This is a genomic window from Photorhabdus viridis, from assembly GCF_040256935.1.
GTDB classification, from domain to species: domain Bacteria; phylum Pseudomonadota; class Gammaproteobacteria; order Enterobacterales; family Enterobacteriaceae; genus Photorhabdus; species Photorhabdus viridis.
This window is the reverse complement of sequence record NZ_JBEJZY010000032.1, coordinates 14,397-32,248: the sequence shown is the minus strand read 5'-3', so window position 1 is coordinate 32,248 and position 17,852 is coordinate 14,397. Positions and strand designations below refer to the sequence as shown.

12 protein-coding genes are annotated in these 17,852 nt (G+C 40.4%); 8 read left to right on the top strand and 4 right to left on the bottom strand.

Annotation, left to right across the window (positions count from 1 at the left end; genetic code table 11):
* Window positions 1–544: 544 nt before the first annotated feature.
* Together ABR397_RS14710 and ABR397_RS14705 are read left to right on the top strand one after the other, a co-directional pair.
* Entirely contained in the window at window positions 545–982 is a 438-nt protein-coding gene (locus ABR397_RS14710; RefSeq protein WP_350306391.1) for a DUF2946 domain-containing protein, read from the top strand.
* 155 nt (window positions 983–1,137) lie between these two features.
* Entirely contained in the window at window positions 1,138–3,249 is a 2,112-nt protein-coding gene (locus ABR397_RS14705) for a TonB-dependent copper receptor (protein ID WP_350306390.1), read from the top strand.
* A 73-nt stretch (window positions 3,250–3,322) separates the two neighbouring features.
* Here ABR397_RS14705 and ABR397_RS14700 read toward each other — a convergent pair whose 3' ends face one another.
* The 3 genes from ABR397_RS14700 to ABR397_RS14690 all read right to left on the bottom strand — a co-directional run bounded on the left by ABR397_RS14700 (window position 3,323) and on the right by ABR397_RS14690 (window position 6,095).
* Window positions 3,323–4,117: a glycoside hydrolase family 16 protein gene (locus ABR397_RS14700; RefSeq protein WP_350306389.1), complete on the bottom strand. Its 795-nt coding sequence runs from the start codon at window positions 4,115–4,117 to the stop codon at window positions 3,323–3,325.
* A gap of 167 nt (window positions 4,118–4,284) precedes the next feature.
* Window positions 4,285–5,559, bottom strand: a complete 1,275-nt coding sequence (locus ABR397_RS14695; protein ID WP_350306388.1) for a bifunctional O-acetylhomoserine aminocarboxypropyltransferase/cysteine synthase — start codon at window positions 5,557–5,559, stop codon at window positions 4,285–4,287.
* Window positions 5,560–5,654: 95 nt separating this feature from the next.
* Window positions 5,655–6,095 carry a hypothetical protein gene (locus tag ABR397_RS14690; RefSeq protein ID WP_350306387.1) on the bottom strand — a complete coding sequence of 147 codons (441 nt, stop codon included), beginning with the start codon at window positions 6,093–6,095 and terminating at the stop codon, window positions 5,655–5,657.
* Window positions 6,096–6,474: 379 nt separating this feature from the next.
* On the opposite strand from ABR397_RS14690, the gene ABR397_RS14685 reads away from it, so the two are divergent.
* The 5 genes from ABR397_RS14685 (at window position 6,475) to ABR397_RS14665 (ending at window position 14,861) form a co-directional block, all read left to right on the top strand.
* Entirely contained in the window at window positions 6,475–7,833 is a 1,359-nt protein-coding gene (locus ABR397_RS14685; protein ID WP_350306386.1) for an MATE family efflux transporter, read from the top strand.
* A gap of 772 nt (window positions 7,834–8,605) precedes the next feature.
* Window positions 8,606–9,352 carry a Slam-dependent surface lipoprotein gene (locus ABR397_RS14680; RefSeq protein WP_350306385.1) on the top strand — a complete coding sequence of 249 codons (747 nt, stop codon included), beginning with the start codon at window positions 8,606–8,608 and terminating at the stop codon, window positions 9,350–9,352.
* 94 nt (window positions 9,353–9,446) lie between these two features.
* On the top strand, window positions 9,447–10,934 hold the full coding sequence (locus tag ABR397_RS14675) for a surface lipoprotein assembly modifier (protein WP_350306384.1): 1,488 nt from the start codon (window positions 9,447–9,449) through the stop codon (window positions 10,932–10,934).
* Window positions 10,935–10,986: 52 nt separating this feature from the next.
* Window positions 10,987–13,986 carry a TonB-dependent receptor domain-containing protein gene (locus ABR397_RS14670; protein ID WP_350306383.1) on the top strand — a complete coding sequence of 1,000 codons (3,000 nt, stop codon included), beginning with the start codon at window positions 10,987–10,989 and terminating at the stop codon, window positions 13,984–13,986.
* A gap of 74 nt (window positions 13,987–14,060) precedes the next feature.
* Window positions 14,061–14,861 (top strand): energy transducer TonB, encoded by an 801-nt coding sequence (locus ABR397_RS14665; protein ID WP_350306382.1) that lies wholly within the window; start codon window positions 14,061–14,063, stop codon window positions 14,859–14,861.
* 12 nt (window positions 14,862–14,873) lie between these two features.
* On the opposite strand, the gene ABR397_RS14660 is transcribed toward ABR397_RS14665, so the two are convergent.
* Window positions 14,874–15,311 carry an acetyltransferase gene (locus ABR397_RS14660; protein WP_407072882.1) on the bottom strand — a complete coding sequence of 146 codons (438 nt, stop codon included), beginning with the start codon at window positions 15,309–15,311 and terminating at the stop codon, window positions 14,874–14,876.
* Between the two features lie 437 nt (window positions 15,312–15,748).
* On the opposite strand from ABR397_RS14660, the gene ABR397_RS14655 reads away from it, so the two are divergent.
* Entirely contained in the window at window positions 15,749–17,686 is a 1,938-nt protein-coding gene (locus tag ABR397_RS14655; RefSeq protein ID WP_350306380.1) for an autotransporter outer membrane beta-barrel domain-containing protein, read from the top strand.
* Window positions 17,687–17,852: the final 166 nt, after the last annotated feature.

Here is a 17,852-nt window from a genome sequence, read left to right as displayed (position 1 = left end):
CCATGATCAAACCATTAGAGTTAAATAAATCGGTATCAAAAATAAAACGGTCATTGTTTGTTTGGTGGTGAATAACTGTTCATGGCAAAAATGTTACATAAATCACAAAAAATATCAATGAGTTTATTTTTAAGACAATGCCTAACCAATCAAAAAATTCCGGCTGGGTACTGGCTCTCTTATCTAGTGAGTATTTTTTGTGGAGGATAAAAAAATGCGATTGTAATTATGAAGGCTTATGGGTTATGTGGATAAGAGTTGATGTGGAAACGGTATTATTAGACATGTTAAGTCAAGTCTACCTTAATTGCTCATGGGGGAATGCCTTTGCCGGTGACGTTAATCTCTGTGATTTTGCTCGGTGTTCATGAAAGCAATTCCTCTGGCTTGAGAAAAACATCAAATTTTGTCGTCAAAGCGACATTCCTGCATAAAGTGTTTTAACATTTGACTGTTAAATACGTACAATCCCCTCCCTGAATGTGTTCTCTACAGAAATAGGCTTGGTTTGTCACTGATCCAGATTTACACATCGCGGAGCCGCTTGTCAGCCTGGCTTGGTATATTCGCGATATTGATGTTGTTCATTGCCCCCGTGATCTCCCGGTCACTGGAACATGTGCGCATTGGTGAGTCTCATTCATCAAAAGTGGCCGATTGTCATACGGTAATGTCACCTGACGATGATATGCCCAGGAATATGTCTCATTCTGACATTGTTTCTGCATCACCGGGCACTTACCATCATGACGGCATGCAGATGGGTATGCATGCTGGTGGTGGCATGTCGATGCTGGAGGATATTGCCTGTGGATACTGCGTCTTTCTTATCCATGTACCGATGCTGGATTTGGCGAATACACCGTTATTCTGGTCAACTTCGCTGACTTCACGGTCACCACCGGTTCAACCTGTAACTCTTCTCCTTGCGCATTTCATCTTTTCTGATTCACTACCTCGCGCTCCGCCTGAACAGATCTAATCTCATCGGTTTAAACATAATAAAACACGTTGTCCTGCTAACTTCTTAGCCAGGAAAAGTTTGCTTATACCAAAAACTGTTTTGGTTGGATTCTATAACGTATTCCGCTGTTGATAGCAATATCGCTTCGGAGCGAGAATGCACATTAAGGAAAGATGATGTTTAAGAAAAATTCTTCTTATAAAAAAAATACGCTGGCCCGTTATATTAGCTCGGCAATGCCGCTTTTTTTGCTGGCTGCTTTTAATGGATATGCGGTTGAAACCACATCAGATTCGCACGATCATGCGAATGGCCCAAAAACCAATGATGGCGATGTGATTACCGTCACTGCGCCTTTATATTCACCTTTGGCAATTGTCACTTCACCAAAAACGCCTCGTCAGCCAGTTCCGGCAAGTGATGGCTCTGACTATCTGAAAACCATACCCGGTTTTTCACAAATCCGTAATGGGGGCACTAATGGTGATCCGGTATTTCGGGGAATGTTTGGTTCAAGGCTTAAGATCCTGACTGATGGCGCAGAAATGCAAGGGGCTTGTCCTGGTAGGATGGATGCGCCTTCATCTTATATTTCACCGGAAAGTTATGATTTGCTGACACTGGTTAAGGGGCCTCAAACTGTGTTGTGGGGGCCGGGCGCTTCAGCAGGGACCATTAGGTTTGAGCGTGAACATCCTAAATTTAATGAGCCGGGAGTAAAGGTCAATGCCAGTGGATTGACCGGTTCAAATGAGCGTTGGGACGGTAATGTTGATGCCAGTATCGGCAATGAATTGGGATATTTACGTTTCATAGGAAATAAATCCCATTCAAATGACTATAAAGATGGTGATGGGTATCGTGTCCCTTCACGCTGGGATAAGTGGAATAGTGATCTGGCACTGGGATGGACACCGGATAAAGATACGCTGCTCGAATTGACCGCCGGGAAAGGTGATGGCGAAGCACGATATGCAGGGCGTAGTATGGATGGTTCACAATTTAAACGTGAAAGTCTTGGCGTGCGTTTTGAGAAATCTAACCTCGGTGAGATTCTTGATAAGGTTGAAGCCCAAGTTTATTACAACTATACCAACCATATTATGGACAATATAACCTTGCGTTCTCCGAACAGCCCCATGTCTATGGGATCAATGGGGAAGATGGGCATGCCTTCTACGACCTGTAAGCATATGTGTGGTATGCACATGAATATGAACAGTGGTATGTCCATGCAACTGGATCGCCGGATTGTGGGGGGACGGGCCATGGGCACCTGGCTATGGCAAGATTTCAAGCTGGAAAGTGGTGCGGACACTCAAACTAATACCCATCGTAATAAATCAGGCAGCGTGTGGCACAAGGATGCTCAATTCCGTAATTATGGTTTGTTTGGCGAGCTGACTTGGTACGCCACAGAGCAGAGTGAGTTGATAACCGGCGCCCGCCTTGATCGCAGTCTGGTGAAAAAATTCGCCGGTAATAGCGAGAAAGAACGAAATGATACTTTACCAAGTGGTTTTATGCGTTTAGAGCATACTCTTACTGATGTTCCTCTGATGTTTTATGCCGGGATTGGTTATACCGAGCGCTTCCCGGACTACTGGGAGTTATTCTCGCCTAAACTCGGTCCAGCCGGCAGCGCCAGTGCTTTTGATGGCGTGAAAAGCGAAAAAACCACCCAGCTTGATATTGGGGCGCAATATACGGGGGAACGCTTTAATAGCTGGGTGTCAGCCTATGTAGGGCGTGTGAATGATTTCATTTTGTTTAGATATAGCCCAACCAATACCCGCCTCAGCCAAGCTGATAATGTTAATGCCAATGTTATGGGCGGAGAGATGGGATTTGGTTATCAACTGACAGATCATTGGAAAACGGATGCCAGCCTTGCTTATTCCTGGGGTGAAAATACCACGGATAACAAGCCACTGCCTCAGATCCCACCTCTGGAAGCCCGTTTCGGATTGACTTATGAACATGGCGATTGGAGCAGTACCGGTTTATGGCGATTAGTTAGCAGCCAGCATCGGATTGCTGTAGATCAGGGCAATGTTGTCGGCAAAGATTTTAAAGACAGTCCAGGCTTCGGCGTGCTTTCTGCAAACGTCGCCTATAAGATCAACAAAAATGTCAAAGTCAGCACAGGTATCGACAACATCCTGAATAAAGGATACAGCGAACACCTCAACCTTGCAGGTAATAGCACCTTTGGTTATTCATCAAACACCTCAGTAAATGAACCAGGCCGAACGATATGGGCTAAAATGAATGTAACATTCTAATGAGAAAATGGCGTCCAGTGACTGGACGCCAATATTTGTTTAATATTCAAGGCAAATAATATAATAGGAGTTATTATTTCTTATTACCGATATACGGATAAACTTTCACATAATCAACATCAAATGTAGCGGTTGTTTTATTTATCGGGCCGTAACCCTGAGCTGGATAACTTCGCGGTATTTCAGAGCTTAAAATAATGTATTGGTTTGCGATTGAAATAGGAACTTGTTCCAGACCAGACAAATATTGAGGAACATCATCAACATAAAATGTGTAGCCATTTGGTGTCCATGCCACCGCAAATTTATGGAATTTACCATCAGCAAGTTTACTCATAGATAATTTCTTTGACCATTGTTTATGAGCGGCGCCATAACCATTCCAATGAATCGCATGATCATATTGATCTTGTTTAGCTTCCGCTAAGTGTTCAAATACATCGATTTCGACGCCTGATTTTTCTGGATTCGTCAGATCTTTACCCATTGTCGGTGACTGTATCCAGAATGCGGCCTGATTACCTTCTGCGCGGTTAAATCTAACAGCGGCTTCCCAATAGCCATATGACTGTAGGAAACTCTTTTGTGTTGAAATCATGCCGCAATAATTTTGTAGCTTGCCAGAAGAACTATCAGAATAAGTTTTTATGGTTAAATATCCATTCCGAACAATAACTGCTGACTGAGTATTAATACAATTATTTCTGACACCCAAACCACGGTAATCCCATTTTTGGCTATTGAGTATTGTGCCATTGAAATTCTCCTCGAATGACGACGTGGGGCTGAATCCATTTGGGATTTTTGCCGAAGCGTACCCGCAGAACAATGGGCTTAATAACAACGTATAGGCTAGCTGAACTTTCATCTATTTTCCTTGTATTTTTTGACGTGAATAGTTGCCACTCGGACGCTCCTACACGTTTTCGTAGGGATTGATTAAAGGAAAATAATTAAAATAGAGACAGTAAAAAAATAGTTATAGCTGGTGAATAAAACCCCGTTCATCAGAACGGGGTATATTGTAACGCTAGATTATTTCGATGCATCCAGAGCTTGGGCAAGATCGGTAATAATATCATCAATATGTTCAATGCCGATTGACAGGCGGATCATATCGTGTGGTACACCGGCTTTAACTAACTCCTCGTCATTTAATTGGCTATGAGTGGTTGAAGCTGGATGGCAGGCAAGTGATTTTGCATCACCAATATTGACCAGGCGCACAATCAGTTCTAACGCGTCAATAAAGCGGGCGCCGGATTCCTGTCCGCCTTTAATACCAAAGGAAAGAATAGCTGATGGCTTCCCATTCATATATTGCTGTGCCAGTTCATGTTCCGGATGGTCTGGCAATCCTGCATATTTCACCCAACTAACTTGAGGATGATTTTGCAGGTAATGAGCTACTTTCAGGGCATTTTCCGTATGACGTTCCATTCTTAATGCCAGCGTTTCCAACCCTTGCAAAATAAGGAAAGCATTAAAAGGCGATAACGCCGCGCCCATGTTACGTAACGGTACAACACGGCAATGCCCGATAAATGCAGCTTTGCCGAATTGTTCGGTATAGATGACGTTGTGATAAGAGGGATCCGGGTTATTCAGGATGGCGAATCGTTGCTTGTGTTTTTCCCAAGGGAAGTTACCAGAGTCAACAATGATGCCGCCAATAGTGGAGCCGTGTCCTCCCATGTATTTGGTCAGAGAGTGAATAATAATATCGGCGCCATGCTCAAAGGGCCGACAAAGTGCAGGCGTAGCGACGGTATTATCAACGATTAAAGGAACGCCATGACGGTGAGCCACTTCTGCGAACTTTTCCAGATCAACAACATTACCTGCTGGGTTACCAATGGATTCACAGAATACCGCTTTGGTCCGGTCATCAATCAGTGATTCCAATGCTGCAATATCATCATGGTCGGCAAAGCGTGTTTCAATACCGAACCGGGGCAAGGTGTGAGCCAGCAGGTTATAGGTGCCGCCATATAACTTAGCAACAGATATAATATTATCCCCGGCTCCGGCAATGGATTGAATAGCGCAGGTGACAGCAGCCATACCGGATGCGACCGACAATGCAGCTATCCCGCCTTCAAGTAAAGCAACCCGTTTTTCCAGTACGTCATTAGTCGGGTTCATAATACGGGAATAGATATTTCCCTCTACCTTTAAATCAAACAGATCGGCACCGTGTTGAGTATTATCAAATGCATAGGATGTTGTTTGATAAATAGGGACAGCAACGGCTTTGGTGGTTGGATCGGGTGAATATCCGCCGTGGATCGCAAGAGTTTCTGGTTTCATTTTCGGTCTCTTCTCTATATCAGTAAGATTACATGTATCTTTGATGAATAGATGTAAGCGGCTTTTATCAAAACTACAGCTCCACTTACTGCTGTTCACAAGGAATTTAACTTGTACATTTGTTTGATTGACGAACTGTCGGAGTAGGTATCTATCAGCTTAAGGGAATTTTCGGTGATAGAAAATGTGATTTTTTCGTCATTTTCTTCAATTCTCCAACGGCCAATGTTATCGACGTTATTGGAAGCCCATTCGACATGATTGCCATTTAAATAACCCTTAGCTTTCCACAGGGAATTATCACTGGGTCGAATGTAGTGCATATACGCCATTTTATCGTTATCCCCAAAAGATATCTTGATGATTTCTGTCTTTTGACTAAATAGGATAGATGCGGTTGCCTGGCAAATTTGACCAAGCTGAGGATGAATTTGCACCGTAGTTTTAACAGGTTGAGAAGTCGTTTTATCGGTTGAAATTGTGTAAAGTCCCATCGCCAGTATCGCTAAAACAATAAAGATTTTATTATTAGACATTATATTCCCGCTAATTCTTTATTAATCAAATAAATAATTTAAAAATGTTACTAATTTAGTGATATATTGGGTGTCGCTATTTTTTAATTATGTGGACATTATCACAAAAAGCAGAAGCTACTTAAGTCGAGTAACATTAACTATTAAAATGGAAAATGAGAACAAAAGACTTAAATAAATATCTAATCTTGTAGAAAGATCACAAAATTTCTTGTGAAGTAGTTCGTTTTCGTTAGGTTACTTGATTTATTTTTCTCTATTTCCTGAACAAAAATAGAGGGTATGCCCATAATTTTAAAATTTTTCTGCATGATCTTAGTTATAATTTATTGTTAGTATGACCAACATTGGAGCTAATCAATAAATTAACGGTATTTTTATGTCTAAATTTTCAAACTGGCAGGAATTAAGACAACTGTTCTTACTTTCTTTTCCCATCATTATTGCGCAGATAGCACGTACTGCAATGGGGGTTGTTGATATAGTGATGTCTGGTCACTATGCTACCGCTGATTTAGCGGCAGTAACGTTAGGAAGTAGTATTTGGTTCCCTATATTTGTGTTGGGATACGGGACTATTATCATGCTTGCAGCAGATGTCGCAAAGCACAAAGCGCAAGGTAATGAAGAAGGGGTCAAAGAGAGCCTTAGAAATTATTTGTTTCTATCGATGATACTTTCAATACCAATAATTTTATTATTAATGTTAATTAGCGAACTATTTTCGTTTATAGGATTAGATGATGATATATTAGATATTACACGGGGTTATGTTCTTGCTATGGTATTTAGTGTTCCCGGGGTGATGATATTTAATGTTTTTCGTTCATTTCTGCAAGGCTTGGAAGACACGAAAGTTGCTATGTACCTATCTTCTGGTGGCTTATTACTGAATATACCATTAAATTACATGCTTATTTACGGGAAATTTGGTTTTCCAGAAATGGGCGGCATTGGCGCAGGTATTACAACGGCAATTATTAATAATCTAAGTGCTGTATGCTTAGTTGTTTATTTTTTATTGAAAAATGAATATCGACGATATCGGTTTCGTTTAAAATTTCCAAAATATCAAGATTTACTGAGGACTTTTTATATTAGCATTCCTAGTGGATTGGCTTTTTTTGTTGAAATGGTTTTTCTCGATGTGGTTGCTGTATCCGTTGCGCCTTTAGGCACTCAAACTGTTGCCGCACATAATATTATGCTTAATATCGTCACTATTATTTATACCGTCATCACAGGATTTTCGACCGCGACGACGGTAAGAGTGGGCTCCTATATTGGGCAGAGAGATAGAACATCATTAATGGGTGTTATAAGAGTTTCGATTTCTTTGATATTATCTGTCTCGGTAATTTTTGGCTTTATAATATATTTTTTCGCGGCGCCATTGATTGCACTCTACACTAACGATGATTCAGTTATAATAATTGCACTTAGCCTGGCTTTTCTATTCTGTTTTTTTCAGTTCTTCGACTCCTTTCAGGCCTCTTTAGCGGGTATTTTGCGTGGTTTTCATGATACCCGATCGGTATTCTACGCACCTTTATTTGGTTATTGGTTAGTGGGTTTACCACTAGGGTTTATTTTAGCTTTGACAAACTGGGTAACCGATAGCATGGGGATTGTGGGATTTTGGTATGGTTTGGTTTTAGGTCTTTTTGTCAACTCTATTTTACTGTCTATTATATTGAAGGTGAGGACGAGAACGATAGTTTCTCAGTTAAATCCTTAATAAATCAGCCTGAGAACTATCGCACCGACATAAATTCCCTGCCAAAAGGTAGGGAATTCTATGAACTTATGTAAATAACTTATTCAATTCTTTCATATAAGATAAAAATAGTATTAATATTTTATCTAAAAATTTATTTCGTAAAAAATTTTCATTGTGAATAAAAGTTTACTGTTTAAATTTGTGGTTATTAAATCTATTTAAGAGGGGGATAATGTCGTAATTGTATTTTAATTCGTGTTGATAATATATCCATTTTAGAGGTTTTGGTAAAAAATATATTATTGAAATTTTTATGTAAATTACATTTCAATTCTTTATAAGAATTTATTCCTGTTTAAATCAATAAGATAAATTATCTTTTATTGATTTTTGTTTTAAATTGTTAAACGTTTTTTGATTAATTTCGGATCACTAATTGGCATTATATTAGTTACGTATAAAATAGTAATGTGTAAATTAATTTCAAAATGAAATAATAACTTATGATCATATTACTGTGTATTGATTTTTTTACACTTATTATTAGTTTTATCTACCTAAGATTATTTCCATTATTATACTAAGGTTATGGTAAATATTGATTTAATAATTAAATAGTTAAGTGTATTTATTGCCATTTTATACAAGTTCACATAATGATTTTATGATAATGATTATCATTTCATTTTTTATTAAAAGTACGTTAATATGCGCGTCAGTCTTCGGACGGTACTAAAACTATGTAATAAGCAATCTCTAACATTTAATTAGTTAACATAAGGAATATGCTATGAACAAAGTTAAAGTGTTAATTGCAGTATTAAGTACATGTGGATTAGTAACACAAGCAATGGCTGCGCCAGGTTTTGGGCAAACTCAAGATTTTAATCAGAATAGCCCCAGTATTAATATTGGGGTAACTGACGCGCGTGGTGGCGGTCATCCAACTCCTGGTGGGGAGCCGGGAATTGGGGTGCATTCTATTGCTAAAGGTAAGATCACTGGTTTCTCAAGTCTTGCCGGTTATGTCGCAGCGGATGCGAATGGCGTTCATAAAATTTCTATGCCTGGATCGGGTACCCATGGCGGTATGGGGGTATTTAACTTTAGTAAAGTAGCTAATGCTGATGTCTATTTTGGTGAATGGTCACAAACCGGTCAGGTAAATGATACGACTCATACTGCCTATTATTCCGGTAAAGATGTGACAGCCAATTTACCTACTGGAGGTATAGCGACTTATACGGTTAAAGGAATTAACCAATATAGTGGCAGCAATGCCTTGCAAGGCACATTCACTGCTGATTTCGGCCAGAAAAAGCTTTCTGGTTCAATAGCGAATAGTGTGCTGACCGTCGGCATTAATTCCAGAATTAGAGCAGATGGTTCATTTGCCGGGACGGCGACAGCCGGAAATGTTGTCGGTACAAACAACGGCCACTTCTTTGGTGATAATGCGTCGAGTTTAGCAGGGGTGGCTAAATTTAATTCGGATCATAGTAAAGATACCGCCTTTGGTGGGACTAAAAATCCATAATATGAGCTTGTATTGATGGAATAAGGCAAAGTTTATATGGGCTTTGTCTTATTTTGTTTATTTATTGGTCTGACTATTAAGTAGTGATATTCCGATGTTAAATATCCCCATTATCCGTTTTACCATACTGCTCAGTTGCTTGTTTATTTATCCCTCTTTGGTTCTGGCAGATGAAGATGCTGGCAGAAGATTGTGGCATAACGTACAGCGAAATTTGCAGGATCAAGAAAAAGAACTCGTTACTGATGAAACTGTGAATGAAAATACTGATCATTTATCGATAGTCCTTAATGGTCAGACTTTCAGTGTTGAGAATAATGTGAATGAGGTTGGTCAGGCGCTGTATTTAGCCATTAATCATCAACAAGTAAAGGATGTTGAGCGTTTTTTGTCGATGTATCAGAAGTTACCTGGGTATGACATGCAATTGGTACATTTTGCTCAGGCGAATCTTGCTCGCTCGCAGGGTAATTTAGTGGCGGCAGAACAGCATTATCAAGCTATTTTGCACCAGCAACCTGATTTTACCCGTGCTAAATTGGAGTTAGCCAGGGTCTATTATGAAAACCAGAAAAATAAAGAGGCAGGTTTACTGTTTAATGAAATTTCTGCGGCAAATCACGATAACGAAAATAAATTACCGCCAGCAGTCATTAAGAATATAACCAGCTATCAAGATGCGATTGAGTTACGCAATGCCTGGCGTGGGTCTTTTGCCGTAGGATATATTTTTAACGACAATACTAATATGTCACCAAATAAGCCTCCTGTTTGCAAGGAATATGCTGAAAATGGCAGTTGTATAGTTGAACGTAAGTTACCTTTGGCAAAGAAGGCAAATGGTATCAGTTATGATGCTACGTTACGTAAGATATACCAACTAAGTGGTCACCATAGTATATCCTTGCGCTCAATGATTTATGGTGAAAGTTATCGTAATCATAGTGAGGAAAATGAAAATACAACTTCCGCTTATTTGGGATATAACTATAAGGCACAGAAAAATGATTTTCTGATAGGTCCAATTATTGAGTTTAATCATGTTGGTAATCATTCCCGTTATCGCACCACAGGAGTGAAAACTGAATGGATGAATATTCTATCAAAAAATCTGGCATTGAATCTTGAAGGTGAATATAAACAGTTTCGTTATCATAAGCTTTATAATCATAATGACGGTAATATGACTTCTGTTTATGCCACCTTATCTTATTATTTAACTGATCAGACAATTACCTTTACTGGAGGTGATTGGGTTAATAAAACCAGTGTTGAGAAAGCGGATGATTATCAACAGAAAGGCATACGAGCGGGTATTTCCACCCAGTTGTATCCGGGAATTAATGCAGTGGTATTTACCGCATTACGACAGAGGCAGTTTGGAGATTACAGTGTACCATTAAGTGCACGCCGTAAAGACAATGAACAACTCTATTCGGCAATTCTCAGTATGCCTAAATTTGATGTTTTTGGCTTAACTCCGGTAATCACTTATCGGTACAGAAAAAACAATAGCAATGTTGATTGGCTATACTCATATAACAAAAACGAAGTGTTAATTAAGTTTGAAAAATATTTTTGATATTGATTGAAGTAATAGGTTATTTAAATCCGTACTATGGCAGATAATCACTATGTATAAATTAAATAATAAATACAGTAAAATAACATTGGTGATGGTATTAACTTACAACATGATACCTTACCGAGTTGATGCAGATACACCAATACCCCCTGCTCAATCAGCAAAACAGCCTGCTGAAGATAAGTCTGATTTGGGAAGAATTAACGTTTCAGCAACCAGTGAAAAAGATCAGGCAGGCTATGATGCAGTTTACGATAAAGATATTACCAATATTTACCTGGGTAAGGATCTGGTAGAACGCTATAAGGGCGCTTCACCTGCGGATGTTTTAAAAAGTGCAGTCGGCGTATTTAGTGGTGATTCCAGAAACAGCGGTGCATTAGATCCTAATATTCGCGGCATTCAAGGGCAAGGGCGGGTTCCTGTCACCATTGATGGTACTGAACAGGCGATTACGACCTGGCGTGGTTATAACGGCGCTAATAATCGTAATTATATTGATCCTAACTTGATTAGCAGCATTGAAATAGAAAAAGGCCCGTCACTGACTCGCGGAGTAAAAGGCTCGATAGGTGGAGCAGTAATAATAAAAACGTTGGGCATTGATGATGTGGTGCCGGCAGATGAGCGCTTCGGGATTAACCTGAAATTAGAAACCAGTAGTAATGCGGTAAAAGAGCGTGCACCTAATCTGCAATTGGGACAAGATTATCGTGATATTCCTGGTTTTACTAAGGGGTTTAATTATGTTGATCCCGCGTTAGAAATTACCCCAAAAACCTCAAAAGATAATAAATTGCTTGGTCTGAAAGATAATGCAATACGTCTGGCGATAGGTACCCGGCAGGAATACTTTGATTTAATGGCTGCCTATAGTTATCGCAGTAAAGGCAACTATTTCGCCGGCAAAGGAGGTGCTCATCGCTATGATGCGCCGATCAGTGATAAGGATAAAGATATCCTTGAAGGCGGCGCTAGGGCGTATGATCCTTATCTGCCTTTTGTGGCACGTATATATCGTCCTGGTAATGAGGTGCCGAATACTTCCAGTGAAATGGAATCTTGGTTACTTAAAAATACCTGGCGTCTGGCTAATCAACAGACTATCGAGTTTGGCATTCGCGATACTAAAACGATTTACGGTGAGATTATGCCTTCGCGTCTTGGCTGGGTGCGGGCTGAGGATAATGTTGTACCACAATGGCCTTTGGCTAATGTACATCAGCAGGCATTTAATGTGGATTATAAATGGAAGCCGGATGAGAATAAGTGGGTTGATTTTGATATGAAGTTTTGGATTACCCGTACTATTAGCGATACTAATACTGCTGGGGGATATCCACGTGAGCCGCGGGAACGAGATGTAGTCTGGGATAATGATCATAAGGAGAAGAATCCGAATAAAGATGGTCGTTTGGTCGATACCGCTGCTACCAATGCACATAATAATCGCTGGGGGGTTGATCTTTCTAATGCCTTTGCTCTGTCTCCTGATTTGGATTTAACATTGTCGGCCAGCCTGCAACGGGAACGGCTTGGCTCACATGATGATTATGAAGCGAAGAACTTCTCTAGTTTTCGTTCACCACCGAGAAAAGGACGCCGTCAAGAAAACAATATTGCATTTAATTTTGATTGGCGTCCTACCTCATGGCTGGCATTAAGTGCCGGCGCTAGACGAGTAAGCTATTGGTCTAAGGATGATTTTTTAAATGAACGTTTAGCTGCCCGTGATCCCGGTTATAGTAAAGATAAAAAACTGGTTGGTCAGGGATTGCGATATAAGAGAACGCTTACCGCACGAGAAGCTGAATTATTGAAAAAATTTAATGAATGCTTTGAGTGTTTAACTGATGATGAATTTAACGAATATAGCGAAAAAAATTTTTCTGAATCAAAAGAGCGGGATTCAATTTTTCGCCCTATGGTACCAGTAGATGTGCTTTGGCAATATCATGACGATGGTAAGTTATATAAACAAGATAATCCCTATTTCAATGGCGAACTTGATATGAATGAGCGAGTTATTGATCCTGTGACTAACAAAGAAGTGTATAAATATGAATACGGTGGCGCTCAACAGAATAGTCGTTATATTGATAGTTCAGGCGAAATTCTGAATGTAGGTGATGGTGGTTCAGTTTATAAACAAAAAAGTGAACAGGAACGTTGGTCTAAACAACCTAAGCGTAAAGATTATGCCTGGGCGCCGATATTTTCCGCAACGGCTTATGTGAGTGATAACGCGCGTATCTATGCACGTTATGCCGAAGCAGTACGTATGCCGAGTATTTTTGAAGATACCGTCGGATTTTCCTCTGGTTTTACTGACAAACCGGCCCGTGCTTTTAAACCTGAACGTAGCAAAACAGTTGAAGTGGGTTATGTTCATGATTTAAGTCAGTTGTTGGGGGCGGAGCATAATGCGGATATTAAATTCGCTTATTACAATACGGTCATAGAGAATGTCTTTGATCGTGATGATAACTTTACATTTACTCAATTAGATAAGCAAAAACTATCCGGTTTAGAAGTACAAGGGCGTTATGACAACGGGGGATTCTTTACTCAGTTTGGCCTGTCTTATAATCTTAAGAATAAAGTTTGTGATAAAACCTCAGCGGGTAGGTTAGATTCGACCAATCAATTTGGTGTTCCAGAATGTATTGATGGTGGTTTTCCCGGTGGTTTTTTAAGAACGACTATCCCTCCCCGTTATTCTCTTAATCTGAATATTGGTGGCCGGTTATTAGATGAAGATTTAGAAATAGGGAGCCGGATATTGTATCACAGTAGTGTGGAGAATAAGGATGAAAAATGGTTAATGAAAAAAATGCCAGGTATTTATAAAGGGATAAATAATAACCCGATGCGCTGGAATTCGGTAATGACCGTAGATGCTTATATTAATTATAAGGTTGCGCCAAATGTCGTCGTTGAATTATCCGGCACTAACTTAACCGATCGCTATTATCTGGACCCGTTAACCCGCTCCATGATGCCGGCGCCCGGACGGACGTTTAAGCTTAGTGTCACCAGTCAGTTCTGACGCTTGACGGGAGATTAGCCTACCTGTAAGAAGGTTAATCTCCGCAGATAACGAGCGGAAAGGTGGCTTGAATTATGATGAAAAATCGTATTTATATTGGCTTGTTTGCTTCTTTGCTGTTACATACAAGTGTCATCGTGTTTATGGCATCTCATTTATTACGTGATGATAGCGCAAATAATCAATCAGTGAATTCGCCAATAATCAGTATCTCAATAGAAATGTTTGCTTCGGCAGCACCTGCTGGGCAGGAGCTGCCGACGAAGCAGGAACCTCTCCCGCCTCCGTTACCGCCAGAAGTGGTGGTAGCGGAATCGCCGCTTGAGGCGAAAATAGCACTCAATAAGCCAGCGGACAGGCCACGGAAACGAGAACAGCGGAAACCGCCGGAAGAATATGCAGATGCCAAACCGAGGAGCAAACCACAGAAAGAGCCAGTAAAAGATCGCCAGCCAAAACTGGCGGAGCGTGGGCGTAAACTGGAAACAGAGCAAGCAGCGGACAGTTCCCAAGTGGCCGGGAGAGATGTTGTGGATTCACAAGCTGGCGCACGTCAGGCGACGACCAGTCAACCGATGACGGGTTTGGGTTCTGATGATTTACAAGGCTATCAGTCTGCTTTACGTCGTGAAATTGAAAAACACAAACGCTATCCACGTCGGGCGAAGAAGATGAAACAACAGGGTATTGTTCAGGTAAGCTTTCGTTTACTGGACAGCGGCGATCTGACGAACCCTCAATTAGTGCGGAGTTCTGGCGCTGATGAATTAGATCGGGCGGCACTTGCGGCTATCCAACAAGCCCGGTCTGTAGGGGTAAAACCGGCTGGCCTGCCGAGGGATCATACTTTAGCGATAGAGTTTAATTTGCATTGAGGAGGTGACTCCTCATGCTTGTTTTCTCATATGTAATAACGGAAAAGGATTACCCTGGCCGTCAGTTTCTGAGCGGTTAAAAACCTTAAACCCCTGATGCTGATAGAAACCCACTGCCTGAGCATTTTGTTCATTAACATCCAATTCATTGATATCTAATTCATTGATACCAAAATTCAGGAGTGCTTTGCCGATACCTTTACCACGGGAATCAGGGGAGATAAACAGCATCTCAATCCGATTTTTATCAACACCCATAAAACCTTCAATTTGGTTTTTGTCATTTGTCGCTTTATAAACAGCCAGTGTTGGCAGATAGGTATGCAGAATCAGTGGGCGTAATTCATTAATATTTTCGTCAGATAAAAAATCGTGTGTTGCCCGTACAGAAGCTTCCCATATTTCGGTCAATTTACTGAAATCAGTCTTTATTGCTTGCTGAATTTTTATATTCATTCTTCTTAATACTTTATTTTAACTATTTTTCTAAACCAATAATGGGCTGACTCTATCACATTTATTGTGATGAATCGCTTCAGATATTACCCAAATCTAGCTAATTATCCTCCCCAGAATTTTATTCTGTCTATTTCGTGATCTATTTCATGAAACGAGGAAGTGCGTTGAGTCTATTTGGTCTAATATTACTTTTTATAGATAGTTGAATTTTAACCGAATTGATTAGTTGAACTGTCAAATAGCACGAAACTTTAAAGATGTAAAAAAAACAATACAGAGTATCCTCTTTTACTAACTATAATGAGGTATTGGTTAACCAAGAGTAGGGTTGCGTCATATCTCATTAACGCAGTTTCTATTTGGATTGATCATTTCAGTTGAACAGCTAGTTCAATGATAAATATAAAATTATTTCTTGAGGATAATTCATGAAAAGGTCATTTATACTTGCACCAGGTATGTTAGCACTTTCAATAAGTGCAATTTCGAACGCACACACTTATAACAACCTATATGTTTTTGGCGATAGCTTAAGCGATGGCGGAAATAATGGTCGATACACAGTAGATGGTATTAATGGTACTGAAAGTAAATTGTATAACGATTTTATCGCTAAACAATTAGGGATTGAACTGACCAATTCTAAGAAAGGAGGTACTAATTATGCTGCCGGCGGCGCGACTGCTGTTGCCGATTTAAATAATAAACATAACACTCAGGATCAAGTAATGGGTTATCTGGCAAGCCATGGTAACCGTGCTGATCCTAATGGCATGTATGTTCATTGGATTGGTGGCAATGATATTGACGCTGCATTACGAAATCCAGCTAAAGCGGAAGAGATTATTACTAAGAGTGCGGTAGCGGCTTCATCACAGGTACATGCTCTTCTCAATGCAGGAGCTGGGTTGGTGATCGTGCCCACGGTTCCTGATGTGGGTATGACTCCGAAGATTATGGAGTTTGTTCTCTCTAAAGGCGGAGCTACTTCTGAAGATCTGGCTAAAATTCATGTAGCAGTCAACAGGTATCCCACAATTGATAAAGACACCCGTCTTCAAGTTATCCATGGTGTTTTCAAACAGATCGGATCCGATGTTTCAGGAGGTGACGCCAAAAAAGCTGAGGAGACCACTAAACAATTGATTGATGGTTATAAAGAATTAAGTAGTAATGCTTCAAAATTGGTTGACAGCTATAATCAATTAGAAGATACCGCCCTTAGCCAAGGAAATGGCAATATTGTTCGCGTTGATGTTAATGCCCTCTTCCATGAAGTTATCGCTAATCCTCTACGCTATGGTTTTCTCAACACCATCGGTTACGCTTGCGCTCAGGGTGTTAATGCAGGTTCCTGTCGCTCTAAAGATACCGGCTTTGATGCCAGCAAGCCCTTTTTATTCGCTGATGATTTTCATCCAACGCCAGCCGCACAGCATATAGTTGGTGAATACACTGTTTCAGTCCTCAATGCTCCATATCGGGTTATGTTACTGACGAATGCCAACAATGTGCCCGTCAAAGGGGCACTTGCTTCTCTTGACGGCCGTTTACAGCAATTGCGTAATATGGGTAACGAACAGGGTAAACTAGGTGTATTCGGTGGTTATAGTGGTAATCACAACCATACACTGACATTGGGTAGTGACTATCAGATCATGGATAATATTCTGTTGGGCGGCATGATCTCGCGTTATCAGGATAATTCTTCTCCAGCCGATAATTTCCACTATGATGGCCGCGGCTATGTGTTCACCGCTTACGGCTTGTGGCGTTACTACGATAAAGGTTGGATTAGCGGTGATCTTCACTATTTGGACATGAAATATGAGGACATTACTCGTGGTATCGTGCTCAATGAGTGGTTACGTAAAGAAAATGCCTCGACTTCCGGCCATCAATGGGGCGGACGTATTACCGCTGGTTGGGATATTCCGCTAGCGCCTACCATCACGACCAGCCCGATCATTCAATACGCCTGGGATAAAAGTTATGTCAAAGGTTATCGTGAATCGGGTAATAACAGTACTTCCATGAATTTCGGTGAACAGCGCTATGACTCTCAGGTTGGCACGCTAGGCTGGCGTCTTGACACGAATTTTGGCTATTTTAATCCCTATGCCGAAGTTCGGTTCAACCACCAGTTTGGTGATAAGCGTTATCAGATTCGTAGTGCTATCAACTCAACCCAGACCTCTTTCGTTAGCGAGAGCCAAAAACAGGATACCCATTGGCGTGAATACACTATTGGTATGAATGCTGTTATTACAAAATATTGGGGTGCTTTTGCGTCAGTATCACGCAATGACGGAGATGTTCAGAATCATACCTACTCTTTCAGTTTAGGTGTTAATGCCAGCTTTTAATTGTGCGTTGGCCGAAAAATTAATGATAATGCCCGATTAGTGATCGGGCATTTCCTAATCACTTGCCATTATCAATATTAAAATCTCACCGGAAGTCAAAAAATGGATAAAAAGGTTAATTTAGAATTATCTTGATAAAGAATAGGAATTTTATTAGTTAATTTTA